General features: G+C 58.0%; 31 protein-coding genes. 15 read left to right on the top strand and 16 right to left on the bottom strand.

The window, feature by feature from the left end; all coding sequences use genetic code 11:
- Window positions 1-41: 41 nt before the first annotated feature.
- Window positions 42-656: an ABC transporter substrate-binding protein gene (locus J7416_RS08380; RefSeq protein WP_209224262.1), complete on the bottom strand. Its 615-nt coding sequence runs from the start codon at window positions 654-656 to the stop codon at window positions 42-44.
- The gene (locus J7416_RS08375; RefSeq protein ID WP_170426447.1) at window positions 646-1,428 is read right to left on the bottom strand and encodes a VacJ family lipoprotein; all 783 of its coding nucleotides are present in this window, start codon (window positions 1,426-1,428) and stop codon (window positions 646-648) included. The genes J7416_RS08380 and J7416_RS08375 overlap by 11 nt, the downstream gene beginning before the upstream one ends.
- Window positions 1,429-1,765: 337 nt before the next feature.
- On the opposite strand from J7416_RS08375, the gene J7416_RS08370 reads away from it, so the two are divergent.
- Genes J7416_RS08370 through J7416_RS08355 form a run of 4 tightly spaced genes read left to right on the top strand, consistent with a single transcriptional unit; the run spans window position 1,766 to window position 4,508 of the window.
- Entirely contained in the window at window positions 1,766-2,221 is a 456-nt protein-coding gene (locus tag J7416_RS08370; protein ID WP_209224261.1) for a RidA family protein, read from the top strand.
- The gene (locus tag J7416_RS08365) at window positions 2,218-2,985 is read left to right on the top strand and encodes a glycerophosphodiester phosphodiesterase family protein (protein WP_209224260.1); all 768 of its coding nucleotides are present in this window, start codon (window positions 2,218-2,220) and stop codon (window positions 2,983-2,985) included. Before J7416_RS08370 ends, J7416_RS08365 begins: the two co-directional genes overlap by 4 nt.
- 45 nt (window positions 2,986-3,030) lie before the next feature.
- Window positions 3,031-4,218, top strand: a complete 1,188-nt coding sequence (locus tag J7416_RS08360; protein ID WP_209224259.1) for a GNAT family N-acetyltransferase — start codon at window positions 3,031-3,033, stop codon at window positions 4,216-4,218.
- A complete protein-coding gene (locus J7416_RS08355; RefSeq protein WP_170425837.1) occupies window positions 4,215-4,508 on the top strand; it encodes a 4a-hydroxytetrahydrobiopterin dehydratase in 294 nt (97 codons plus the stop codon). The genes J7416_RS08360 and J7416_RS08355 overlap by 4 nt, the downstream gene beginning before the upstream one ends.
- Here J7416_RS08355 and J7416_RS08350 read toward each other — a convergent pair.
- From J7416_RS08350 to J7416_RS08335, 4 genes are all read right to left on the bottom strand, one after another.
- Window positions 4,505-4,813: a hypothetical protein gene (locus J7416_RS08350; RefSeq protein WP_209224258.1), complete on the bottom strand. Its 309-nt coding sequence runs from the start codon at window positions 4,811-4,813 to the stop codon at window positions 4,505-4,507. The genes J7416_RS08355 and J7416_RS08350 overlap by 4 nt on opposite strands.
- Window positions 4,814-4,846: 33 nt before the next feature.
- A complete protein-coding gene (locus tag J7416_RS08345; RefSeq protein WP_209224257.1) occupies window positions 4,847-5,194 on the bottom strand; it encodes a hypothetical protein in 348 nt (115 codons plus the stop codon).
- A 12-nt stretch (window positions 5,195-5,206) separates the two neighbouring features.
- Complete coding sequence (locus J7416_RS22775) at window positions 5,207-5,452, bottom strand: glycine zipper 2TM domain-containing protein (RefSeq protein ID WP_209224256.1); 246 nt, start codon at window positions 5,450-5,452, stop codon at window positions 5,207-5,209.
- Between the two features lie 102 nt (window positions 5,453-5,554).
- The gene (locus J7416_RS08335) at window positions 5,555-6,040 is read right to left on the bottom strand and encodes a peroxiredoxin (protein WP_209224255.1); all 486 of its coding nucleotides are present in this window, start codon (window positions 6,038-6,040) and stop codon (window positions 5,555-5,557) included.
- Between the two features lie 99 nt (window positions 6,041-6,139).
- Between J7416_RS08335 and J7416_RS08330 the strand changes: the two genes are divergently transcribed.
- Together J7416_RS08330 and rsmD are read left to right on the top strand one after the other, a co-directional pair.
- The gene (locus J7416_RS08330; RefSeq protein ID WP_209224254.1) at window positions 6,140-7,351 is read left to right on the top strand and encodes an FAD-dependent oxidoreductase; all 1,212 of its coding nucleotides are present in this window, start codon (window positions 6,140-6,142) and stop codon (window positions 7,349-7,351) included.
- Complete coding sequence (gene rsmD, locus J7416_RS08325; RefSeq protein WP_209224253.1) at window positions 7,348-7,905, top strand: 16S rRNA (guanine(966)-N(2))-methyltransferase RsmD; 558 nt, start codon at window positions 7,348-7,350, stop codon at window positions 7,903-7,905. The genes J7416_RS08330 and rsmD overlap by 4 nt, the downstream gene beginning before the upstream one ends.
- Here the strand turns inward: rsmD and J7416_RS08320 are convergent.
- Window positions 7,902-8,234 carry a helix-turn-helix domain-containing protein gene (locus J7416_RS08320; protein WP_348540256.1) on the bottom strand — a complete coding sequence of 111 codons (333 nt, stop codon included), beginning with the start codon at window positions 8,232-8,234 and terminating at the stop codon, window positions 7,902-7,904. The genes rsmD and J7416_RS08320 overlap by 4 nt on opposite strands.
- A gap of 124 nt (window positions 8,235-8,358) precedes the next feature.
- Here J7416_RS08320 and J7416_RS08315 point away from each other — a divergent pair, with 124 nt between their 5' ends.
- From J7416_RS08315 to J7416_RS08305, 3 genes are all read left to right on the top strand, one after another.
- Entirely contained in the window at window positions 8,359-9,201 is an 843-nt protein-coding gene (locus J7416_RS08315; protein ID WP_209224251.1) for an SDR family oxidoreductase, read from the top strand.
- A 121-nt stretch (window positions 9,202-9,322) separates the two neighbouring features.
- Window positions 9,323-9,958: an HAD family phosphatase gene (locus J7416_RS08310; protein WP_209224250.1), complete on the top strand. Its 636-nt coding sequence runs from the start codon at window positions 9,323-9,325 to the stop codon at window positions 9,956-9,958.
- A gap of 35 nt (window positions 9,959-9,993) precedes the next feature.
- Window positions 9,994-10,161: a hypothetical protein gene (locus tag J7416_RS08305; RefSeq protein WP_348540255.1), complete on the top strand. Its 168-nt coding sequence runs from the start codon at window positions 9,994-9,996 to the stop codon at window positions 10,159-10,161.
- Here J7416_RS08305 and map read toward each other — a convergent pair.
- The 6 genes from map to J7416_RS08275 form a co-directional block, all read right to left on the bottom strand.
- A complete protein-coding gene (gene map, locus J7416_RS08300) occupies window positions 10,149-10,961 on the bottom strand; it encodes a type I methionyl aminopeptidase (RefSeq protein ID WP_209224248.1) in 813 nt (270 codons plus the stop codon). The two genes, J7416_RS08305 and map, sit on opposite strands and share 13 nt — an antisense overlap.
- A gap of 181 nt (window positions 10,962-11,142) precedes the next feature.
- Window positions 11,143-11,349, bottom strand: a complete 207-nt coding sequence (locus J7416_RS08295) for a hypothetical protein (RefSeq protein WP_209224247.1) — start codon at window positions 11,347-11,349, stop codon at window positions 11,143-11,145.
- Window positions 11,350-11,500: 151 nt separating this feature from the next.
- Window positions 11,501-11,776, bottom strand: a complete 276-nt coding sequence (locus tag J7416_RS08290) for a hypothetical protein (protein ID WP_209224246.1) — start codon at window positions 11,774-11,776, stop codon at window positions 11,501-11,503.
- 81 nt (window positions 11,777-11,857) lie between these two features.
- Window positions 11,858-12,229, bottom strand: coding sequence for a hypothetical protein (locus J7416_RS08285; protein ID WP_209224245.1), 372 nt, complete (start codon window positions 12,227-12,229; stop codon window positions 11,858-11,860).
- A 160-nt stretch (window positions 12,230-12,389) separates the two neighbouring features.
- The gene (sfsA, locus tag J7416_RS08280) at window positions 12,390-13,091 is read right to left on the bottom strand and encodes a DNA/RNA nuclease SfsA (protein ID WP_209224244.1); all 702 of its coding nucleotides are present in this window, start codon (window positions 13,089-13,091) and stop codon (window positions 12,390-12,392) included.
- A 39-nt stretch (window positions 13,092-13,130) separates the two neighbouring features.
- A complete protein-coding gene (locus J7416_RS08275; RefSeq protein ID WP_209224243.1) occupies window positions 13,131-13,886 on the bottom strand; it encodes an SDR family oxidoreductase in 756 nt (251 codons plus the stop codon).
- A 99-nt stretch (window positions 13,887-13,985) separates the two neighbouring features.
- Here J7416_RS08275 and J7416_RS08270 point away from each other — a divergent pair, with 99 nt between their 5' ends.
- The 5 genes from J7416_RS08270 to J7416_RS08250 all read left to right on the top strand — a co-directional run bounded on the left by J7416_RS08270 (window position 13,986) and on the right by J7416_RS08250 (window position 17,535).
- On the top strand, window positions 13,986-14,549 hold the full coding sequence (locus J7416_RS08270) for a TetR/AcrR family transcriptional regulator (RefSeq protein ID WP_209224242.1): 564 nt from the start codon (window positions 13,986-13,988) through the stop codon (window positions 14,547-14,549).
- Between the two features lie 70 nt (window positions 14,550-14,619).
- A complete protein-coding gene (locus tag J7416_RS08265) occupies window positions 14,620-15,342 on the top strand; it encodes a molybdopterin-binding protein (RefSeq protein WP_209224241.1) in 723 nt (240 codons plus the stop codon).
- On the top strand, window positions 15,339-16,058 hold the full coding sequence (locus J7416_RS08260; protein ID WP_209224240.1) for a GNAT family N-acetyltransferase: 720 nt from the start codon (window positions 15,339-15,341) through the stop codon (window positions 16,056-16,058). The genes J7416_RS08265 and J7416_RS08260 overlap by 4 nt, the downstream gene beginning before the upstream one ends.
- 5 nt (window positions 16,059-16,063) lie before the next feature.
- A complete protein-coding gene (locus J7416_RS08255) occupies window positions 16,064-16,636 on the top strand; it encodes a peroxidase-related enzyme (RefSeq protein ID WP_209224239.1) in 573 nt (190 codons plus the stop codon).
- Window positions 16,633-17,535: an OmpA family protein gene (locus tag J7416_RS08250; RefSeq protein ID WP_209224238.1), complete on the top strand. Its 903-nt coding sequence runs from the start codon at window positions 16,633-16,635 to the stop codon at window positions 17,533-17,535. Before J7416_RS08255 ends, J7416_RS08250 begins: the two co-directional genes overlap by 4 nt.
- A 74-nt stretch (window positions 17,536-17,609) precedes the next feature.
- On the opposite strand, the gene J7416_RS08245 is transcribed toward J7416_RS08250, so the two are convergent.
- Window positions 17,610-18,515, bottom strand: a complete 906-nt coding sequence (locus tag J7416_RS08245; protein WP_209224237.1) for a LysR family transcriptional regulator — start codon at window positions 18,513-18,515, stop codon at window positions 17,610-17,612.
- A gap of 229 nt (window positions 18,516-18,744) precedes the next feature.
- On the opposite strand from J7416_RS08245, the gene J7416_RS08240 reads away from it, so the two are divergent.
- A complete protein-coding gene (locus J7416_RS08240) occupies window positions 18,745-19,185 on the top strand; it encodes a DUF4399 domain-containing protein (protein WP_209224236.1) in 441 nt (146 codons plus the stop codon).
- A 26-nt stretch (window positions 19,186-19,211) separates the two neighbouring features.
- On the opposite strand, the gene J7416_RS08235 is transcribed toward J7416_RS08240, so the two are convergent.
- Together J7416_RS08235 and J7416_RS08230 are read right to left on the bottom strand one after the other, a co-directional pair.
- Window positions 19,212-19,589, bottom strand: coding sequence for a hypothetical protein (locus J7416_RS08235; protein WP_209224235.1), 378 nt, complete (start codon window positions 19,587-19,589; stop codon window positions 19,212-19,214).
- Window positions 19,586-19,846: a hypothetical protein gene (locus tag J7416_RS08230; protein WP_247744174.1), complete on the bottom strand. Its 261-nt coding sequence runs from the start codon at window positions 19,844-19,846 to the stop codon at window positions 19,586-19,588. Before J7416_RS08230 ends, J7416_RS08235 begins: the two co-directional genes overlap by 4 nt.
- Between the last annotated feature and the right edge of the window lie 85 nt (window positions 19,847-19,931).

Here is a 19,931-nt window from a genome sequence, read left to right as displayed (position 1 = left end):
CTGACAGGGTCGCGCGGCGCTTTTCCAATTTTGGAACCAGATCAGCTGACCTTGTTCTGCTTCATATCCTTGATCAGGCGGTTCAGATCACCGCCACGGGCATCCAGCATCGCGCCGACTTCGGTCCGTTCGGTCAGCAGCATGTTCACACCTTCGATAAACATGTTGAAAAACTTGTCGCGGCCTGACTTGTCCGACACCAGGAATGTGACCTCAAACGGGGACGATCCCTGCAGCTTGACCGAAGTGCGCACCTCATACCCTGCCCTGATCTTGCGGGCGTTGCGAACGGTGACTTGACCGCCAATGAATTCACGGAAACGGCGGCCATACTTGTTCGAGATATAGCCCTGAAACGCCTGGGTGAATTGCTTCAGTTGTGACGGGCTGGCCGAGCGTGCATCCGCCCCCAGCACATAACGCGCCATGATCGGGACATCGGCGTATTGTACGAAAATCTTCTCGAAATCGCGGATCATCGCTCTTTCGGATTTGCCCGAAGCGATCACACGATTGATCTCATCCACGACGCTGACAACCAGAGCCTTGGCGCTGGCCTCTGTCTGGGCAAGGGCGGAAAGGGGAAAGGCGGTCAGTGCCAACCCGGTCAGGCCGGTGGCGACAAAACCGCGACGGTTCATAAGGTTACTCGGCATAGGGGTCCTCATAGGGGTCCTCGTATGGATCTAGGTAGGGGTCCCTGACAGGGTCCGTCCCGGTGTCTGCATATGGGTCGTCATATAGACCCAGATAGGCTTCTTCATCGTCCCGCGCCAGTTCGAAGCGACGATTTTGTATGTAAATGGTACGCGCCTGAGCGTAACTGTCGGCACTTTCATACAGGATCGAGTCAACTGTGTCCGAGAATCGCCCGCGGTCTCCCATGCGGCGGACGACTTCGGCATAAACGCCGATATTGTCCACCGGGCGGACCGGCGTAAAGTTGATCGGGTTCGAGAACAGATTGACCACAACGCCAATCGCATCGCGCTGGGTTGACGGGCCGTAGAAGGGCAGTTCGACATATGCGCCTTCGCCGACGCCCCAAACATGCAGGGTTTCGCCGAAATCCGTGTCGACGGGCGGCAGATCCAACTCGTCTGCGGGGGCGGACAATCCCAGGCCGCCAACGGTCGAATTGATGACGAACCGCAACAATGCATTGCCCGATTGCTTGATATTGCCCTGCAACAGGTAGTCCAACGCCTGGCCGGGCATGGTGAGATTTTCGGCGAAGTTATTGAAGCTGGTCACCATCGGATCGGGCACGATCTTTACATACCCTTTCGAGGCCGGGCGGAACAGAAAGCGGTCGACGCCCAGATTGAACTTGTGAACGCCGCGATTGTTCCGTTCGTAGGGGTCAAAAACCTGACTCTGCGGCGCGCCTTCGGGTGGGCGCGTGGCACAGGCGCTCAGAACCGTCATCAGCGACAGGGCGATCAGGGGAATAAGGCTGATTCTGCTCAACACGAGTTCTGCTACTCCAAACCTTTTGGGCCGTTTAAACCCAAACACTTAATCAATACTGCCTGTCGCCGCTGCGGGCAGCGCAATTTAATGTCACATAGTTGTTTCACAGCCATAGGGAAACAAATAGCGTTTAACCCGCCTGATGGGCGAAGGTAAAGTGACACAGGTTCAACAGTTCAGAATAAGAAAAGTTACGCCCACACTTGGCGCGGGCCGCATGGCCGTTTTGTCACTTTTCCATAACCGCCTTCCCGGTTAGCTTCGCTCCGACTCGAATTTGGGAGGAAACCTCATGAGCATCGCCGCGAAACTGGAAAGTCTGGGCGTCACCCTGCCGGATGCACCTGCACCTGCTGCCAACTATGTGCCGTTCGTGCGCGTGGGAAACATCGTATACGTCTCGGGCCAGATCTCGAAAGCGGATGAGCTGATCACGGGCAAGCTGGGCGACAACATGGATGTCGATGCGGGCGCGGCAGCGGCGAAAGTATGCGCCATTAACCTGTTGGCGCAGGTCAAAGCAGCCTGTGGCGGCGATATCGAAAAGCTGGTGCGCGTTGTCAAACTGACCGGATTCGTGAACTCGACCGCGGATTTCACCAACCAACCGCAGGTGATCAACGGGGCCTCGGACTTCCTGGTCGAAGCGCTGGGCGATGCGGGTCGCCATTCGCGTTCGGCGGTAAGCGCGGCGGCGCTGCCTCTGGGCGTGGCGGTTGAAATCGAAGGCATCTTCGAAGTTCAATGACGCCAGCACTGCCCGAAGCCTTCCTGACCGTTCCTGTGGCGCATCGTGCGCTGCATGACAAACAGGACAACCGCCCGGAAAACAGCCGGGCGGCCATTCGTGCCGCTGTCGAGGCAGGCTATGCGATCGAGATTGATCTGCAGCTGACCGCCGACAATCGGGCGATGGTGTTTCATGACTATGACATGACCCGCCTGACGGGACAGTCTGGCCCGATCCAGCAGATCACCGCTGATCAGGCCTCGGGCACCAAACTGCTGCACGCTGATGACGGCATACCGACCTTCGACGAGGTGCTCGAGATCGTGTCGGGCAAGGTGCCTCTGCTGATCGAGTTCAAGGATCAGGACGGCGCCATGGGCACCTCGGTCGGGGCGTTGGAACGCGATGCGGTGCGGGCGTTGCATGGTTATGACGGGCCGGTGGCGTTGATGTCGTTCAACCCCAACTCGGTCGCTGAACTGGCGCGATTGGCCCCGCATCTGCCACGAGGCATCGTGACGGGGTCATACCAGCCCAAGGAAGAACTGTTGCCGCACGCCGTTTGCGACCACCTGCGCGGGATTCCCGATTTCGACCGGGTTGGTGCCAGTTTCATCAGCCATGAGGTGGCCGATCTGGACCGTCCCCGCGTCGCCGAGCTGAAGGCGCGCGGTGTACCGATCCTGTGCTGGACGGTGCGGTCGCCTGAACAAGAGGCAAAGGCCCGCGAAGTTGCCGACAATGTGACCTTCGAAGGGTATCTGGCCACACATCCGGGTTGAACCCGACCCACGTCGTCACAGATAAAGACCAGACGCGGAGGGCACATGGATCAGGCACAGATTGAGGTTCGGGTACTGAGCTCGCTGTCTCAGATACCGGCGGCAGAGTGGGACAGCTGCGCCTGCCCCGAGGCCGCAGATGGTGGCCGCCCGCTTGATCCGTTTACCACCCATCGATTTCTGATCGCGCTGGAGCATAGCGGCTCGGTCGGGCGTGGAACCGGCTGGCAGCCGCAGTATCTGACGGCCTATCTGGACGGAATGCTGGTCGCTGCCGCACCGATGTACGCCAAGTCTCATAGCCAGGGCGAATACATTTTTGACCACAGCTGGGCGCATGCCTATGAGAACGCCGGCGGGCGTTACTATCCCAAGCTGCAGATCGCAGTTCCGTTCACGCCGGCGACAGGGCGTCGGTTTCTGGTGCGTCCGGGATACGAGGCGTTAGGGATGTCCGCTCTGGTGCAAGGTGCGGTGCAACTGGCAGCGGACAATCAGGTCTCATCCGTTCACGCAACTTTCTGTACCGAGGATGAAGCGTTGGCGGGCGAGCAAATGGGTCTGATGGCGCGCCATTCGCAGCAGTTTCACTGGCTGAACGACGATTACGCTGACTTTGACGGGTTTCTTGCGGCGCTGTCTTCTCGTAAGCGCAAGAATATCCGCAAAGAGCGCGCGCAGGCCTGCGGCTTTGGCGGCGAGATCCGAACACTGACCGGCGATGATCTGCGCCCCGAACACTGGGATGCCTTTTGGCAATTCTATCAGGACACCGGGTCGCGCAAATGGGGCATGCCCTATTTGACCCGCCAGTTTTTTGATATTGCACATGAAACCATGGCGGACGACATGGCTCTGATTCTGGCCGAACGGGACGGGTACCCGATTGCCGGGGCGCTGAATTTTATCGGTCGCGAGACGCTGTTTGGGCGCTATTGGGGCTGTACCGAGCATCACGCCTGCCTGCATTTCGAACTGTGCTATTATAGGGCGATCGACTTTGCCATTGCCGAGGGTCTGGCGCGCGTCGAGGCCGGAGCGCAAGGCGAACACAAACTGGCGCGCGGGTATCTGCCCACCAGAACGCATAGTCTGCATTGGGTCAGCGACCCGGGCTTTGCCGATGCGATCAAAAAGTATCTGGACGCCGAGGCCCGCGCAGTGGGAGAAGAGATCGAGATTCTGACGGATTATGGCCCGTTCAGAAAGTCGAACCCGGAGGAACAGCAATGACGGAATTATTGTCGACCGAGACACGCGGCCCCCTTTTGGACCCGCTGTTCGAAAACGGCTGGACCATGGTTAAGGACCGGGACGCGATCACCAAAACCTTTATATTCGAGGACTTTGTCCACGCTTTCGGCTGGATGACCCAAGTGGCGATTTTTGCTGAGAAATGGAACCACCACCCGGAATGGTCCAATGTCTACCGCACGGTCGAGGTTGTCCTGTCCACCCATGACGTGGGCGGCTTGTCATCACTGGATGCGAAACTGGCCCGCAAGATGGACAGCCTCGTTTAACGGTCACCTCTCGAGCCCATTCCACCCGCCAACGCGGCAACCTCGCCCAGACGCCGGAACTCGGCCGGTGTGACGGTGCCGTCGCTTACGTTGATATCCCCCGGAATGCCGGTTGTGCGATTCCCAACCGAGCGCACGCTGCGCGCAGCCGGGTTAATGTCCAGACAGCGTGTATTGTAGCAGGTCAGACCCGAGGTGTTGATCTGAATGCGGGCCTGCCCGTCCGGTCCGGTGACCACAGGGGATTGTGGCGCGTCGCAGGCGGCAAGAAACCCCAGAATGCCGATGGTAATCCACTTATTCATTCAACGCTCCTATCGATCCGCCCGGCGGTGTGATCAATCCAACAGACCGTTCCCGTCCTGATCAGCGGCTGAAAAATCGTCATTCATTTGCGCGTCATACTCTGCGCGAGAGATAACGCTGTCGTTGTTTCGGTCAACGTTTTGAAACTGCTTTATGTCCAGAAACGGCTTTGCTTCTGCCATGCCCAGGGTGCCGTTCTTGTCTTCGTCCATGGCCTGAAAGGCATAGTCTGAAAAGGCGTTGAATTCGTCCTTGGACAGAAACCCGTCATTGTTGGCGTCTATCGCATTGAGTTCCCGTTCATGCAATTCCGCCACGGTTTCTGCCGATACAGCGCTTGCCAGCAATACGAGCGCGACTGTCAAAATACCTGATTTCATGATCGCTCTCCTTTAACACGCGTAACGCTGGCCCGCGGCACCGCCTGCCACGGCCCCGCCAGCGGTCAGGATGTCCCGGCCGGACCCGCCGCCGAATTGGTTGCCGATCACGCCGCCGATCAACGCTCCGCCCAACGTGCCGCTGAGGCAAGCAATCTCGTGTTGTCGTGCAGCCTGTTGCTGAGGTGTTGGGGCCGGGCCGCAGGCTGCAAGCGCGCCAGCAGTGCCCAGAAGTACTGTGATGACTTTGAGTTTCATCAAAAAACTCCCTGATTGAATGGGGCAAGTATCGGCCCATCAGAGAGTTGCATCAAGTGAATTAGGGTTAACGTGGCCCCGGAGTACCGGGGCCCGTTCAGATCAGATGCTTTCCAGCAGACCTTCGCCAGCCGAAATTTCGCAGGCGCCGGGGTTTTCTTCCAGGTTCAGCGCTACGACCTTGCCGTCTTCAACCAGCATCGCATAGCGCTTGGAGCGTGCGATCAGGCCGACAGGGGGGGCGTCAAAATCCATGCCAATGGCCTTGGTGAACTCGGATGCGGCGTCCGCCAGCATGGTCAGGCCTGCCTCTTTCGCGCCGGTGGCTTCGCCCCAGGCACCCATCACAAAGGGGTCGTTGACCGAAACGCAGACGATCTCATCTACGCCTTTGGCTGCGAACTGGTCTTTGGTGCGCATGAAACTGGGCACGTGCGCGGAATGGCAGGTGGGCGTGAACGCGCCGGGCACGGCGAAGATCACAACCTTGCGGCCTTTGGTCTTGTCTGAAATCCGAACCTCTTCGGGTCCTTCTGCCCCCATTTGGGTCAACGTTGCGTCGGGAAGCATATCACCGGTTGAAATCATCTTGATCCTCCTGTCGATTGGATTTGCAGAGTCGGCCTCAGCCGCAATATAGGTGAGCCGAAAAATGAAACCATGGGAAATTCACAGGGCGGGACGAAGATGAGCCATATTGTTGTGATCGGAGCCGGACAGGCGGGATCATCCCTTGTTGCGCGGCTGCGCAAAGACGGGTTCGAAGGCGACATCACCCTGATTGGTGCCGAGCCGCATTTGCCGTACCAGCGCCCGCCACTCTCAAAGGCTTACCTGCTTGGTGAAATGGAGCTTGAACGCCTGTTCCTGCGCCCCGAGAGCTTTTATGCCGAAAACAACATTACCCTGCGGCTGGGCCAGCGCGTGACAGCAATTGATCCGAAGGCCAAGACTGTAACTTTGGGCGATGAGGTGGTTTCTTATGATGAGTTGGCTCTGACCACCGGCTCGGATCCGCGCTATCTGCCCGCGGCCATCGGTGGGGACCTGGAAGGTGTCCATGTCGTGCGCGACCTGACCCACATTGATGACATGGAGCCCCGCGTAAAAGACGGCGCACGCGCTTTGATCGTGGGTGGCGGCTATATTGGGCTCGAGGCTGCGGCGGTCTGCGCCAAGCGCGGTGTGAAAGTGACCCTTGTTGAGATGGCAGACCGCATCCTGCAGCGTGTCGCCGCGCCCGAGACCAGCGACTACTTCCGCGCTTTGCACACCGAATACGGTGCCGACATTCGCGAAGGGGTCGGGTTGGATCGTCTGGTTGGTGAGAACGGCAAGGTCACCGGTGCCGTATTGACAGACGGATCGGAACTTGAGGTCGATTTTGTCGTCGTTGGCGTGGGGATCGCCCCCTCGACGCAATTGGCCGAAATGGCGGGTCTTGACCTGGACAATGGCATCAAAACCGACGCCCACGGTCGCACATCCGATCCGTCGATCTGGGCGGCGGGCGATTGCGCATCTTTTCCGCATGGCGAAGGTCGCATCCGCCTGGAAAGCGTGCCGAACGCCATCGATCAGGCCGAGATCGTGGCACAGAACATGCTGGGAGCGGCCAAAGACTATGTGGCAACGCCGTGGTTTTGGTCGGATCAGTACGACGTAAAACTGCAGATTGCGGGTCTGAACACCGGGTATGACCGCGTTGTGACCCGCAAGGGCGAGGGGCAGACGGTGTCCTTCTGGTACTACAGAGGAGATCAACTGATCGCCGTCGACGCGATGAATGATCCGCGCGCCTATATGGTCGGCAAACGCCTGATCGACGCGGGCAAAACCGCTGACCCAGCGGTCGTTGCCGATCCTGAGGCGGATCTGAAGCCGCTGCTCAAAGCGTGAGGATCATCGCCGGCGAGTTCCGGGGCCGCGCTTTGGCCTCGGTCGGCAAAGGCGATGCCGCGGCGCATTTGCGCCCGACCACGGACCGGGTGCGCGAAAGCCTGTTCAACGTCCTGAACCATCAGGTCGACTTTGAGGGCCTGCGCGTTCTGGACCTTTTCGCGGGAACAGGCGCGCTGGGGCTCGAAGCGCTGTCGCGCGGCGCAGCGCATGTCACTTTTGTCGACGACGGGCGCGTGGCGCAGGGGTTGATCCGCAAAAATATCGACCTGACCCGCAGCGCCGACCGCACAGACCTGATCCGCCGTGACGCCACGCGGTTGGGCGAGAATGGAGGCGATCCGTGTGAGCTGGTTTTCCTCGATCCACCCTATGGAAAATCCTTGGGTCAGAAGGCCCTGACCAAAGCGATCGAGGGCGGCTGGGTCGCAGATGATGCACTGATCGTGTGGGAAGAAAACGCTCCGATGGCGGCGCCAGACGGATTTTCGTTGGAAGACAGCCGGAAATATGGCGACACGCATATCTCGTTGATACGAAGGATCGTCAGTTAAGCCGACGCAGATGCCTGAACCACCCCAGTGTCAAAAGCGCCCTCGAGATAATGGGCCAAAGACACGACCCGTTCCGCTGCACCCAATCCAAACGGCGTCAGTGTATATTCCACGTGGGGCGGCACGACTTTGTACGCCTTGCGCAGGATAAACCCGTCTTCCTCTAACGTACGCAGGGTCTGGGCCAGCATCCGCTCGCTGACGCCATCGATCCTGCGACGCAGATCACTGTAGCGCTGGGTTCCTTCGACCAGTGCCAGCAGAACCAGAACGCCCCACTTGCTGGTCACGTGATTCAACAATTGCCGCGATGGGCACTGCGCGCTCATCACGTCCGCTTTCATTTGGTCAGAGTCTGTTTCTTTTTTCATACTAACAAATTTGTGCGTACTTCCTTTTTGTTAGTTAGGCGTTATCTGTCGCGTCGTCAACATCCCAGGAAGGACTTGTAAGATGACATTTGCGATAACCGGAGCAACCGGACAGCTGGGCCGCCTGGCCATCGAAAAACTGAAAACTCTGGCACCATCTGAGGAGATTGTGGCTTTGGCCCGATCCCCGGAAAAACTGGCTGATCTGGGGGTCGAGGCCCGGGCGTTTGATTACACAAAGCCGGACACGCTGGTGCCAGCGCTTCAGGGTGTTACGGTGCTGGCGCTGATCTCGTCCAGTGATTTTGATGACCGTGTCGGTCAGCATCGCAACGTGATTGAAGCTGCCAAAGCCGCAGGGGTTCAGCGGATCGTCTACACGTCGATCACTAAGGCGGACACATCACCGCTGATCATTGCAGAAGATCACAAGGTGACCGAGGAGTTGTTGGCGGCGTCTGGTTTGCAGACCACTGTGCTCCGCAATGGGTGGTATCTGGAGAATTGGACTGATTCACTAAAGCCGTCGATCGAGGCCGGCGCGCTGGTCGGCAGTGTCGGCAACGGACGCGTGACCCCGGCCACCCGCAAAGATTATGCCAAAGCGCTGGCTGTTGCCGTGGCTCAACAAGAACACAAGGGCAAGACTTACGAACTGGGTGGCGCAGCATTTATGCTTGCGGACATGGCTGCTGAAGTGTCCGCACAAATCGGCAAGGACATCCCCTACAATTCAGTGCCTAAAGAGGCATATTCTGAAATTCTCACCTCGGTCGGTCTTCCGGAATTCGTTGCGGCGTTTATCGCTGATGCCGAGGCCGGAGCTGCGGATGGTTGGTTGCTGGATGAAAGCAACGCGTTGGAGACCCTGATCGGTCGCGCGCCCACCTCAATGAAGGATGCTGTCGCTGCTGCGTTGGCGTAACGTGGACGCCGTGATCGCTGATCAGGCGATCACGGCCACTTCTCGCAGCGTTCAAAATGCGCAATTGTAGTCGTCAGCCGCGTGGGTTACGCCCGATCGAAAGCATATCCGAGAGGTTCATATGCACGATCTGGTGATTTTCGATTGTGACGGTGTTCTGGTCGACAGCGAGCCACTGTCCAATCAGGTGCTGGTCGACAATCTGGGCCGCTATGGCTTGAATCTGACACTTGAAGACAGCGTCGGTTTCTTTCTTGGGGGCACCATGGTTGGTGTGCGTGACAAGGCGCGCGCACTGGGTGCGGACCTGCCGGATGATTGGGTGGATGAGGTCTATGCCGAAACCTACGACCGTCTTCGGGATGGCGTAGACCTGATGCCGGGCGTCGCGGATTTGCTGAACACGCTGGATTCAAAGGGCATAGCCTACTGTGTCGCCTCCAATGGTAGCCCGGACAAGATGCAGATCACGTTGGGACAGAACGGATTGTGGGACCGCCTGAGCAAGGTTGCGTTTTCTGCCCATGTGCTGGGCACCGCCAAACCGGACCCGACCATGTTTCTGACAGCCGCAAAACGGTTCAACGCCGCGGCACCCGTGGTGATCGAAGACAGTCAGAACGGCGTGACAGCGGCGATGCGAGCAGACATGCGGTGTCTGGCCTACGCGCCACAGGGAAATGCCGAGAAGCTGGCCGATCTGGGGGCAGAGGTCTTCACCGATATGGCTGACGTCCCTTCGCTTTTGGGAATCTGACGCGACCGTGTTAGGTTTGGGTCATGGATCGCGCTGTGACCCCACCTCTCTGGGCCCTTTCCAAGGATGCCGACACTGCCACCGGGCCAGAGCCCAAACCGATGCGCGCACCTGTTTTCATCCAGGACGCGGTTACGCCGTGGGGGTCAGAGACATTGCTGCTGAAACTGCTACGGGATCAGGCCGAAGGTCAGGACGAATAGGTCGGGTGGAATTTGTCGCCCGGTGACAGGGTAAAGATCTCGACCCCGTTCGCTGTCACACCCACCGAGTGTTCGAACTGCGCCGACAGCGACTTGTCGCGCGTTACAGCGGTCCAGTCATCAGCCAGCGTTTTGGTTTCGGGGCGGCCAAGATTCACCATCGGTTCGATGGTGAAGAACATACCTTCTTCCAGCACAGCACCCGTACCCGGACGGCCATAATGCAGGACGTTTGGAGGCGCGTGGAACACCCGGCCCAGCCCGTGGCCGCAGAAATCGCGAACAACGCTCATCCGGTGTGCTTCGACATAGGCCTGAATCGCGTGGCCGATATCGCCAAACGTGTTGCCCGGCTTGACCGCCTCGATACCCTTGAACAGGGCGTCATGGGTCACCTGAATCAGACGCTCGGCCTTGCGGGGCAGTTTACCCGCCACATACATGCGCGACGTATCGCCGAACCAGCCGTCGACGATCACCGTTACGTCGATGTTCAGGATGTCGCCATCCTTCAACCGCTTGTCGCCGGGAATGCCGTGGCAGACCACGTGATTCACGCTGATACAGCTGGCGTGCTGATACCCTTTGTAGCCGATCGTCGCAGATGTCGCGCCCGCATCCTCAACCATTTGCGTGATCAGCCCGTCGATGGCGCCAGTGGTCTGGCCCGGAAAGACATGTTCAGCAATGTCGTCGAGTATCCGCGCGGCCAAGGCCCCTGCCGCATGCATGCCGGCAAAGTCACCCTGTTCGTAAATGCGGATGCCGTCCTTGGTCAGACGGCCACGATGTTCTTTCATCGACGCTAAGCTCCAAATGTTGCGCGCAGCGGTCCTTTTACGCTGCTTGTGCAGAAAGTTCCAGAGGGTGCAGAGTCGCGGTGGGTTTCGACCGATGAAAATGGGGCTAAGGCGCGCGAGTTCAAGGGTTTGGCGACAGGTGCCCTAATGACATTTCTATGATCGGTGAGCAGTAAAAGGTCTACGGCTCCGCAAAAGGGTCATCACCGTGTCGCTCTTCCGTTTCGACGACCTGCTCATAGATGACAACACCCTTGCCACGGGTATAGCCGTCCGGGACTTTCGGCAGGTCTTCAACAAACGGCGACAGATCAAACCCGGACAGAAACGCAACAAGGTCCTCAGCCGGCGCCTTAGCCACGATCATGATTTCCACTTGTCCGTCCATGTAGATTGACAAGTGCCGTTAGTCCGTTGGGGGCCAGTCACGTGTATCAATGTTGTAAGAACTCTGACTCCATGTACGAATTGCGACACCATCAAGTTCTGCCAAGGGTTTGGCTCCTCCCCTTAAGCAAAACTTCTTGCCTTACATTACGTCACGCTCCTGAAGGATCAAAAGGCAGGGACAGAAAAATACCGTCGCGCAATGTGACGATTGCATGCGACAGCGACGCGAGCCTGCCACATCGGCGGATGCAACCGTCTTTACGACGGCGTTCATATTGTTCAGCCCCCTCGTCTAGTCTTGCGTTCAAAGCGTCGCGTGTGGCGGCCTTCCGGTCGTCGGTCATATAGGTTTCAAGCGCCATCATTGCCGCCTTTGCGATCATTAGAACACCAATCAGGAATACAAACCCTGCAATTCTTCGCACGTAAGTCTCCACCCGTACCAATCACTTGAAAGGCCCCGGCAACGCAGCCGGGGCCTTTCTCTGACAACGAACCGACCGGGATCAAACGCAGGAGTAGAAAATCTGGTGCACAGGCCGGACCGACCCGTCTGCTTGCGTTCTGTTGTTGATGCCCAGGTCCTTCTTGATGGCGACACCGCCTGTCAAACGCGCCGAGTTCTGGCGCGCGCAGAAGGATGCGACGCGGCCTCGGACCTCTGTTTCGGTGACTTCATCCGGGAAAAAGCCGACCTCAAGCGTTTTGTAGATCCCGCCGGATTCCAGCGGGAACGCCAGATCGATGCCCTGCCTGTCCGCCGGGTTGGGAAATACAGTCTGCACAAGGGCGGCACGTCGTGTTGCGGCGGCCTGCGGGTCAACGGAACAGCCGGTCAGGGCAATGGCTGCGATAATGGTTGCTGCGAAATACTTCATGATTTTTGGTTTTGCCTGTGTGAGTTACTCAATGCGCGGGCCAAACCCGCATAGAGTGTGTGCTGACGCATTGGGGCAGTTTGAGGGCGGATTGTTCAGATTCGCGCACTTGCTTCAGAATTCTCTGATTAAAGCCCGAAAGGTTCGCACATCACCGGAATTATGTACAAAACCGGTTTGCATCCACCCAAACCCCTTCGGGCGATATCTGCGTCCCGTAGACCAGCCGCTCGACCCTATGCGCCTTAGCTGACTCGAACGCCCTCGCGTAGGCCGGGTCGATATCCGCCGCCAAGGCAAACCGGTCGCAATCCGTGCGTTGTACAAGATACAACATGATTGCTCGGTGGCCATGCGCCGCCATGGCGGCCAACTCGCCCAGATGTTTGGTCCCGCGCGCGGTGACGCTGTCGGGGAATTCCGCCAGGCCGGGTTCGCGGGACAGCGTCACGCTTTTGACCTCGACATAGGCGTCGGGCAGGCCGGGCTGTGTCAGCAGAAAGTCGATACGGCTGTTTTCGCCGTATTTCACCTCGGGGCGGACTGTTTCATAGGCCGCCAGTTCGGGAATTTCGCCGGCCTCAAGCGCTGCGCGCAAGGCCTTGTTCGGGACGGATGTGTCGACGCCGGTGAAGTGCCCATTCTCATGGTCGACCAGTCGCCAGCCGTATTTCAGTTTCTTCTTGGGGTCGTCATTTGGCTCTAACCAGATCTTTTCCCCCGGTTCGGCCAGCCCCATCATGGATCCCGGATTGGCGCAGTGGGCGGTGACCTCACGGCCATCTTCCAACAGGCAATCAGCCAGAAAGCGTTTGTAGCGACGGATCAGGCGGGCGGGGATCAATGGGGTGGCAAACTTCATGCCACCCCGCTTAGCGCGCGCCCGCCTGCAAGGGAAGGGTCAGACGAGACCTGCCATCACGCCGCCATCGACGTCCCAAATGGCTCCGGTCACCCATGTGGCGTCATCGGACAGAAGATGCGTGACCGTGTTTGCCACATCCTCGGGCCGTCCAACCCGCCCGATCGGATGGAACGCGTCGAATGCCTCGGTCAGGGTCGACTCGATCTGGTCCGGTGCGATGAAGGCACCATAGATGGGCGTCACCACCACAGCGGGCGAGACCGCGTTTGCGCGGATACCGTGTTCCGCCAGTTCCATCGCAAGGTGCTGCGTCAGCGAATGAAGCCCGGCTTTGGCCATAGAATAGGCCGAAGACGGTGTGGCCCGGACAGCCTGTTTCGCCCACATAGAGCCTATGTTCACGATACTGCCGCCGCCATTCGCTTTCATGTTTTCAGCGACAGACTGGGTAATGAGAAAAGTCGCGCGGTTCAGGTCCATGTAGCTGTCGTAGTCCTCGCCTGTGTGTTCGAGAAACGGCTTAGGCGCGAACGTACCGGCTGTGTTCACCAGCCCATGGATGTGGCGTGTCTCAGCTTTGATCTGTGCGATCAGCCCATCGACCGCTGCCGGATTTCGCAGGTCGACCTGTTGTGAATCGGCGGCGCTACCGAATTCTGCCTTCGCGGCGTCCAGCTTGTCGGCGGACGAGCCGACCAGCGTAACGTGGCCGCCTTGCGCCACGATTTGACGTGCTGTGGCCAGACCCATTCCGCTGGTTCCGCCGATGATAAGAGTTGTTGGCTGTGTCATGATTGGATTCCCTATCTACTGATAGGTAGATATATTGGGCTGGCAAAACCAAATACAAGCCCCTATCTATTGATAGGTAAAAAACAGGTTCGATCGCTGATGCCCAAAACCGAAAAACCCCTGTCCGATACAGCCAACCGCATTCTTGACGTGGCCGAGAAAATGGCGCGGCAAGGCGGGTATTATGCCTTTAGCTTCCGCGATATCGCGGCGGAAATCGGGATCAAATCGGCCAGTATCCACTACCACTTTCCCACCAAAGAAGATTTGGGTGAGGCGCTGGTTGGCCGATACACAGATCGCTTTCTGGGTGCGTTGGGGCGTCTGGACGAGTCCACTCCGTCCGAGCTGTTGGTTCAGTATGTGGCGGCCTATCGGCAGGCTTTGATCGAACAGGACCTCATGTGCCTGTGCGGAATGTTCGGTGCTGAAATCGCCAGATTGCCGGATCCGGTCGCCCGACGCACGCGTGAGTTCTTTGAGCGCAATCTTGTTTGGCTAGAAACGGTGTTCCGCGCCGCCGGAACTCCCAATCCAGAGGTTCGCGCCGCCGATATGATTGCCCGCATGGAAGGCGCAATGATCCTGGCGCGGTCGATGAACGATATGGACCTGTTCGAACGCATCACAACGGATTTGCCGACCGAAGTGCTTCGCGGATGAAACACGGCCCTTGCTCGGCCCGGCAGGAACGATATCTTGCGCCCAAGGTGTCAGCAGGAAAGGACAGGTTATGGCGAACCCAACCGCAGCAATGCTTGTGATCGGGGATGAAATCCTGTCGGGGCGCACTCGCGACGCAAACATGCACTACCTCGCGCAGGAGCTGACGAAACAGGGAATCGATCTGAAAGAAGTCCGTATGGTCAGTGACGACGCCGCCGCCATCGAAGAGGCCGTGCGCACCCTGTCGGATCGTTTCGATCACGTGTTCACAAGTGGCGGCATTGGTCCAACGCATGATGATATCACCGCCGACTGCATAGCCCGAGCCTTTGGCGCGGCGATCGACGTGCGCGACGATGCGCGCGCGCTGCTGGAACGTCACTATGAGAATTCGGGGCTGGAATTGAACCAAGCGCGTCTGCGCATGGCACGTATCCCTGACGGTGCCACGCTGATCGACAATCCGGTATCGACGGCCCCTGGGTTCACGCTGGGCAATGTGCATGTGATGGCGGGGATTCCGACGATTTTTCAGGCCATGGTTGCCAGTGTTCTGCCCAGATTGACGGGCGGTGATCCCTTGTTGTCGCAGACGCTGCGGGTCAACCGTGGGGAAGGCGATATTGCGTCGATCCTGTCGGCTCTTGCCAGCGATTTTCCCGACCTTGCCATTGGTAGCTATCCGTTTCAGGTGAACGGCGTATTCGGCTCTAACGTGGTGGTTCGGGGTACCGATGGGTCCAAAGTTGACGCGGCCACCACAAGGTTGGCGAAAGAGCTGGAGCTTTGAGCCGGAACTGGGCGGCCGTCGTTGACGGCACATGGCCCGCAGCCCGATACGAGACACTTGGGCCTTTCAAACTGCGGCAGGGATTGGGCGGGGGCTCGCGCGTGTCAGCCGCCAGTGCGATGGGATTAGCGTCAGAAGACGAGATCACAGCCGCCGAAGAGGCAATGCGTGCGATGGGGCAAAGGTCGATATTCTGCCTGCGCCCGGGTGATGAAGCGTTGGACCAACAGCTTGCGGATCGCGGCTATGACATTCTTGATCCGGTCAATATTTACGAGTGTCCGGTCGATCACCTGACGGATCAACCGATCCCAAAAGTCACCGCCTTCACCATTTGGAGCCCTTTGGCGATCATGGTTGAGATTTGGGCACAAGCGGGAATCGGGCCCGAACGGCTGGCCATAATGGACCGCGCCATAGTGCCAAAAACCGGTCTGTTACTACGCCACTCTGACAAACCAGCGGGGACAGGCTTTGTCGCCATCCACGACGGGATCGCCATGGTGCATGCGCTGGAAATCCTGCCAGAGCATCGACGCCAGGGTCTGGGTCAATGGGCGATGAGGAAGGCGGCGTTTTGGGCCAAAGAGAACGGCGCGCATACGCTGAGCGTGATCTGCACCAAGGCAAACGAGGGGGCAAACGGGCTGTACCGCGCGCTTGGGATGGAGATCAGCGGAGAATACCATTACCGTCACCTTGCCCAAGGAGAGTGACCGAAGTGACCGACCAAACAATGCCCACCGCGTTAGATCTGCAGATGGTGGATCCGCTGCCACCAGAGACGCAGAAATACTTTGACATCTGCGTCGATAAACTGGGGTTTGTGCCCAATGTCCTCAAGGCCTACGCCTTCGACATCGACAAGCTGAACGCGTTTACGGCCATGTATAACGACCTGATGCTGGGCGACAGTGGGCTGTCAAAACTGGAACGCGAGATGATTGCGGTGGTCGTGTCTGCGATCAACAAGTGCTTTTACTGTTTAGTGGCTCATGGTGCGGCAGTCCGGCAATTGTCCGGTGATCCGCAATTGGGCGAGATGCTGGTGATGAACTACCGTGTAGCATCCTTGGACAAACGGCAGCGCGCCATGCTGGATTTTGCCGCCAAGATGACAACCGCCAGCACCGAGATTGAAGAACCTGACCGCCAGCGTCTGCGGGACGCGGGTTTCAGCGACCGGGACATCTGGGACATCGCGAATGTGACCGGCTTTTTCAACATGTCGAACCGGGTCGCCAGTGCGACGGCAATGGCCCCGAACGACGAATATCACGCGCAGGCCCGATGATCCGAACGGCTGCAATCTGTCTTGTGTTGATGGCCGGTCAGGGGGCGGCCCAAAACCTGACTCTGCCGTCAGGCGCGCGGCTGGTGAGCGATCGCACCAGTGAGCTGGACAGCTATGAACTGCCCATCGGTCCCTTCGCGGACGGCGCTGTTCCTGCGCGCGAAGTCGAAGGAAAGGTCGAGCGGTTCACATGGCGTCTGCAATCGGGCTCGAGCACGACGCTTCAGCTGCTCGCACCGCTGCGCGACCAGATCGAGGCGCAGGGGTACGAGATCCTGCTGGATTGCGAGTCGCGCGTTTGTGGCGGGTTCGATTTTCGCTTTGGCACCGAGGTCGTGCCAACGCCGGATATGTACGTCGCCATTCAGGATTATCGCTTTCTGTCCGCCATTCGTGGGGGCGAAGTGGTGAGCCTGCTGGTCAGCCGCAACCCGCCAGATGGCTATGTGCAATTGATCCGCGTTACCCCCGTTGGAGCCGAAGCACCGCCGCCCCTGGTGATCGAAGATACGGTGACACCGCCCGCGGACCTGCTTGCCGGACTTGAACAGAATGGCCACGTAATCCTGGATGATCTGCATTTCCGTACCGGCGAGATGACGCTGGGTGAGGGGCCATTTTCTTCACTGGAACTGATTGCCGAGTTTTTGGCTAAAAACCCGGAAACTCGTTTGGCGCTTGTGGGGCACACCGATGACACCGGTGCGCTGGACGCCAATATCTCGGTCAGCACCGGTCGGGCGCAGGCTGTGCGTGCTCGCCTGATCGAAGCGCATGGGGTTGCAGCCGACCGGCTTGAGGCGCGAGGGATCGGTTATTTGGCCCCGCTGACATCCAACGCAACGCCGGAAGGCCGCGACCTGAACCGCCGGGTTGAGGCGGTGTTGCTGGTAAACTGAATTTTGTGCGTTCGATCGGCAAAAAAAAAGACCCGCGCAATTCACGCGGGCCATCTAGTTTCACCGAGGTTAATTCACCAATCCATCGGGCCTTTTTCGTGAAAGGCGTCGACAAGAAAATCTATGAATGCCCGTACTTTGGGCTGTGTAAAGCGACCGGGCGGGTACACGGCATAGACGCCCTGAACCTCATCTGGCAGCGACGGCATCGCATCCAGAACGGCACCGGATTTCAACGCCTCCGCATAGAGATAGCTGGGCAGGTATGCGATCCCCAGGCCGGAAATGGCCGCGTTCAGCAGTGACTGGCCGTCATTGACGCTCAGCCATCCGGCGGTACGCACCTGCCGCTTTTCACCCGAAGGCGCTGTTAGTTTCCAGACGTTGCCGGAAGACTGGCTGGAATAATGCAGCAGCTTGTGTTCGTTCAGATCGTCAATCTTCTGCGGGCGACCGAATTTTTCGATATAGCTGGGGGCCGCAACCATCCGTTTGACCGTTTCGGTCAGTTTACGGGCGCGCAAAGTGCTGTCTTCCAGCTCGCCAATGCGCACGGCTACGTCAAACCCTTCTGAGATCAGTTCAACATAACGGTTGTTCAGAACCATGTTCACGGTGATGTCGGGGTAGGCAGCCAGAAAATCCGAGAGGACCGGAGACAGGTGATTCACGCCGAAATCCGTGGCCACGCTGATCCGAAGCAGACCCGAGGGGGCGGACTGCATTGAGGTGACCAGAGCGTCGGCTTCGCCGGCGTCATTCAACACGCGACGGGCACGATCATAATATGCCAGGCCAATTTCGGTGGGCGATACGCGCCGTGTCGTGCGGTTCAAAAGCCGCGCACCCAAACGGGCCTCGAGGCTTGAAACATGCTTTGACACGGCCGATTTGGAGATGCCCATTTTCTTGGCCGCATCGGTAAAGCCACCCTGGTCTACCACATTGGCAAAGGCTTCCATTTCGGTCAGTCTGTCCATTCTCGTTCCCCAGGTCTTATTCCTTTTTTTTAAACCTGACGCCCAATCTGGGCGGAAACAGGGCAGACATTGGATAATATCAGGGTTTCAATTCGGATCGTTTGCATATGGGAAACGCAGAAACGGTGGTTTCCAAGATGGCCACAAAGCCTGAAACCTAAGGATTTTAGGCGTCTGAGGTCGATTGTGTTAACATGACAATGGCAAATTTGTGTCCACGGAGGAGATCATGAAAGCCATTTTAACCATCGCAGCCATATGTTTATCCGCCACCCTTGCTTGGGCCGGTGGCGAGACGCCCTCGAACCCGGATGCACGGGTTTATTTTGTGAACCTTGCGGACGGTGACACGGTCTCATCTCCGGTCACCGTGGTCTTTGGACTTAGCGGTATGGGCGTGGCCCCGGCGGGCACCGAGGCGGAGAATACCGGGCATCACCATCTGCTGATCAACCGCCCCCCGATTGGAGAGGGCGAAGATGGCTTGGATGAGTTGGCCTATGGTCTTCCGGCTGATGAAAACCATGTGCACTTTGGCGGTGGTCAAACCGAAACGACGCTTGAATTGCCCGCGGGCCAACACACGCTGCAACTGGTTCTGGGTGACGCAGGCCATGTCCCGCATTCACCCCCGATTGTGTCCGAGGTGATTACGATCAACGTTGAATAGGATGCGTAATGATGCCGTCGTATTTTCTAAGCGGCGGCAGGCAACAAGAAAACACCACGCGCCAGTGCCGAATTCAGTCGATCCTTTGAATACCATTGATCAAGTACGGTCTTGGTCATCAGATCGGGGTTTTCCTGTGTGAAAGCTTCGAAGTTCTTAGCTTGGGTCTTGGCAAGACGCTCGGCAATTAGGCTCATGAACGCATAGGTGATTGTCAGGTTGAACTTGTCCGGAGCGCCAGCTTTGGCAGCGAGCGTACGAATGCCTTTGGCGTAGATCGCTGCGGCATCGATGAAATCATATTTGCGCAGCAGATCGTACGCGACCCGCACGTGTTCGACATGCCCGAAGGTCGTATTGTCGATGGCGTGTGCCTCAAACGCGCTGGTGATATCGGTGCTCATTCTCCGTCCTCCTTGAAACGGTGGCTGTCCTCGGCTGTCCAGTCGAGGTCGTAGACACTTTTGAGCTGCTTGATCTTCTCCAGCGTTTCCTCAGAAAACGCCGGTTTGTTTTCAAAACTGTGCAGGGCGATGCCTTCGATCAGATCGCCAAGTGTCATGTCCAGCGACTCTGCTAGTCCTTTAAGGACTTTCAGCAGGCGCTTTTCGATTCGAATTCCCGTTTGCGTGCGTTCTATTTTCTGACTCATGTAGTACATATGTACTTATGTACCAAAGGAGTCAAGCGACACAAAAAAGCCGCCTCTTTCGAGACGGCTTCCCTCATTTCAAGGGTGACATTGC

Origin of the sequence: Ruegeria sp. R14_0 (assembly GCF_017743975.1) — a bacterium.
Classification (GTDB): domain Bacteria; phylum Pseudomonadota; class Alphaproteobacteria; order Rhodobacterales; family Rhodobacteraceae; genus Ruegeria.
The sequence above is the reverse complement of the archived record's forward strand: the minus strand, read 5'-3'. Positions and strand labels throughout refer to the sequence as shown.

What these genes read in the sequence shown, in the direction of transcription:
- J7416_RS08380 (WP_209224262.1), bottom strand. Translation starts at nt 656, where the DNA reads ATGCCGAGTAACCTTATGAACCGTCGCGGTTTTGTCGCCACCGGCCTG.
- J7416_RS08375 (WP_170426447.1), bottom strand. Translation starts at nt 1,428, where the DNA reads ATGACGGTTCTGAGCGCCTGTGCCACGCGCCCACCCGAAGGCGCGCCG.
- J7416_RS08370 (WP_209224261.1), top strand. Translation starts at nt 1,766, where the DNA reads ATGAGCATCGCCGCGAAACTGGAAAGTCTGGGCGTCACCCTGCCGGAT.
- J7416_RS08365 (WP_209224260.1), top strand. Translation starts at nt 2,218, where the DNA reads ATGACGCCAGCACTGCCCGAAGCCTTCCTGACCGTTCCTGTGGCGCAT.
- J7416_RS08360 (WP_209224259.1), top strand. Translation starts at nt 3,031, where the DNA reads ATGGATCAGGCACAGATTGAGGTTCGGGTACTGAGCTCGCTGTCTCAG.
- J7416_RS08355 (WP_170425837.1), top strand. Translation starts at nt 4,215, where the DNA reads ATGACGGAATTATTGTCGACCGAGACACGCGGCCCCCTTTTGGACCCG.
- J7416_RS08350 (WP_209224258.1), bottom strand. Translation starts at nt 4,813, where the DNA reads ATGAATAAGTGGATTACCATCGGCATTCTGGGGTTTCTTGCCGCCTGC.
- J7416_RS08345 (WP_209224257.1), bottom strand. Translation starts at nt 5,194, where the DNA reads ATGAAATCAGGTATTTTGACAGTCGCGCTCGTATTGCTGGCAAGCGCT.
- J7416_RS22775 (WP_209224256.1), bottom strand. Translation starts at nt 5,452, where the DNA reads ATGAAACTCAAAGTCATCACAGTACTTCTGGGCACTGCTGGCGCGCTT.
- J7416_RS08335 (WP_209224255.1), bottom strand. Translation starts at nt 6,040, where the DNA reads ATGATTTCAACCGGTGATATGCTTCCCGACGCAACGTTGACCCAAATG.
- J7416_RS08330 (WP_209224254.1), top strand. Translation starts at nt 6,140, where the DNA reads ATGAGCCATATTGTTGTGATCGGAGCCGGACAGGCGGGATCATCCCTT.
- J7416_RS08320 (WP_348540256.1), bottom strand. Translation starts at nt 8,234, where the DNA reads ATGAGCGCGCAGTGCCCATCGCGGCAATTGTTGAATCACGTGACCAGC.
- J7416_RS08315 (WP_209224251.1), top strand. Translation starts at nt 8,359, where the DNA reads ATGACATTTGCGATAACCGGAGCAACCGGACAGCTGGGCCGCCTGGCC.
- J7416_RS08310 (WP_209224250.1), top strand. Translation starts at nt 9,323, where the DNA reads ATGCACGATCTGGTGATTTTCGATTGTGACGGTGTTCTGGTCGACAGC.
- map (WP_209224248.1), bottom strand. Translation starts at nt 10,961, where the DNA reads ATGAAAGAACATCGTGGCCGTCTGACCAAGGACGGCATCCGCATTTAC.
- J7416_RS08295 (WP_209224247.1), bottom strand. Translation starts at nt 11,349, where the DNA reads ATGGACGGACAAGTGGAAATCATGATCGTGGCTAAGGCGCCGGCTGAG.
- J7416_RS08285 (WP_209224245.1), bottom strand. Translation starts at nt 12,229, where the DNA reads ATGAAGTATTTCGCAGCAACCATTATCGCAGCCATTGCCCTGACCGGC.
- sfsA (WP_209224244.1), bottom strand. Translation starts at nt 13,091, where the DNA reads ATGAAGTTTGCCACCCCATTGATCCCCGCCCGCCTGATCCGTCGCTAC.
- J7416_RS08275 (WP_209224243.1), bottom strand. Translation starts at nt 13,886, where the DNA reads ATGACACAGCCAACAACTCTTATCATCGGCGGAACCAGCGGAATGGGT.
- J7416_RS08270 (WP_209224242.1), top strand. Translation starts at nt 13,986, where the DNA reads ATGCCCAAAACCGAAAAACCCCTGTCCGATACAGCCAACCGCATTCTT.
- J7416_RS08265 (WP_209224241.1), top strand. Translation starts at nt 14,620, where the DNA reads ATGGCGAACCCAACCGCAGCAATGCTTGTGATCGGGGATGAAATCCTG.
- J7416_RS08250 (WP_209224238.1), top strand. Translation starts at nt 16,633, where the DNA reads ATGATCCGAACGGCTGCAATCTGTCTTGTGTTGATGGCCGGTCAGGGG.
- J7416_RS08245 (WP_209224237.1), bottom strand. Translation starts at nt 18,515, where the DNA reads ATGGACAGACTGACCGAAATGGAAGCCTTTGCCAATGTGGTAGACCAG.
- J7416_RS08240 (WP_209224236.1), top strand. Translation starts at nt 18,745, where the DNA reads ATGAAAGCCATTTTAACCATCGCAGCCATATGTTTATCCGCCACCCTT.
- J7416_RS08235 (WP_209224235.1), bottom strand. Translation starts at nt 19,589, where the DNA reads ATGAGCACCGATATCACCAGCGCGTTTGAGGCACACGCCATCGACAAT.
- J7416_RS08230 (WP_247744174.1), bottom strand. Translation starts at nt 19,846, where the DNA reads ATGTACTACATGAGTCAGAAAATAGAACGCACGCAAACGGGAATTCGA.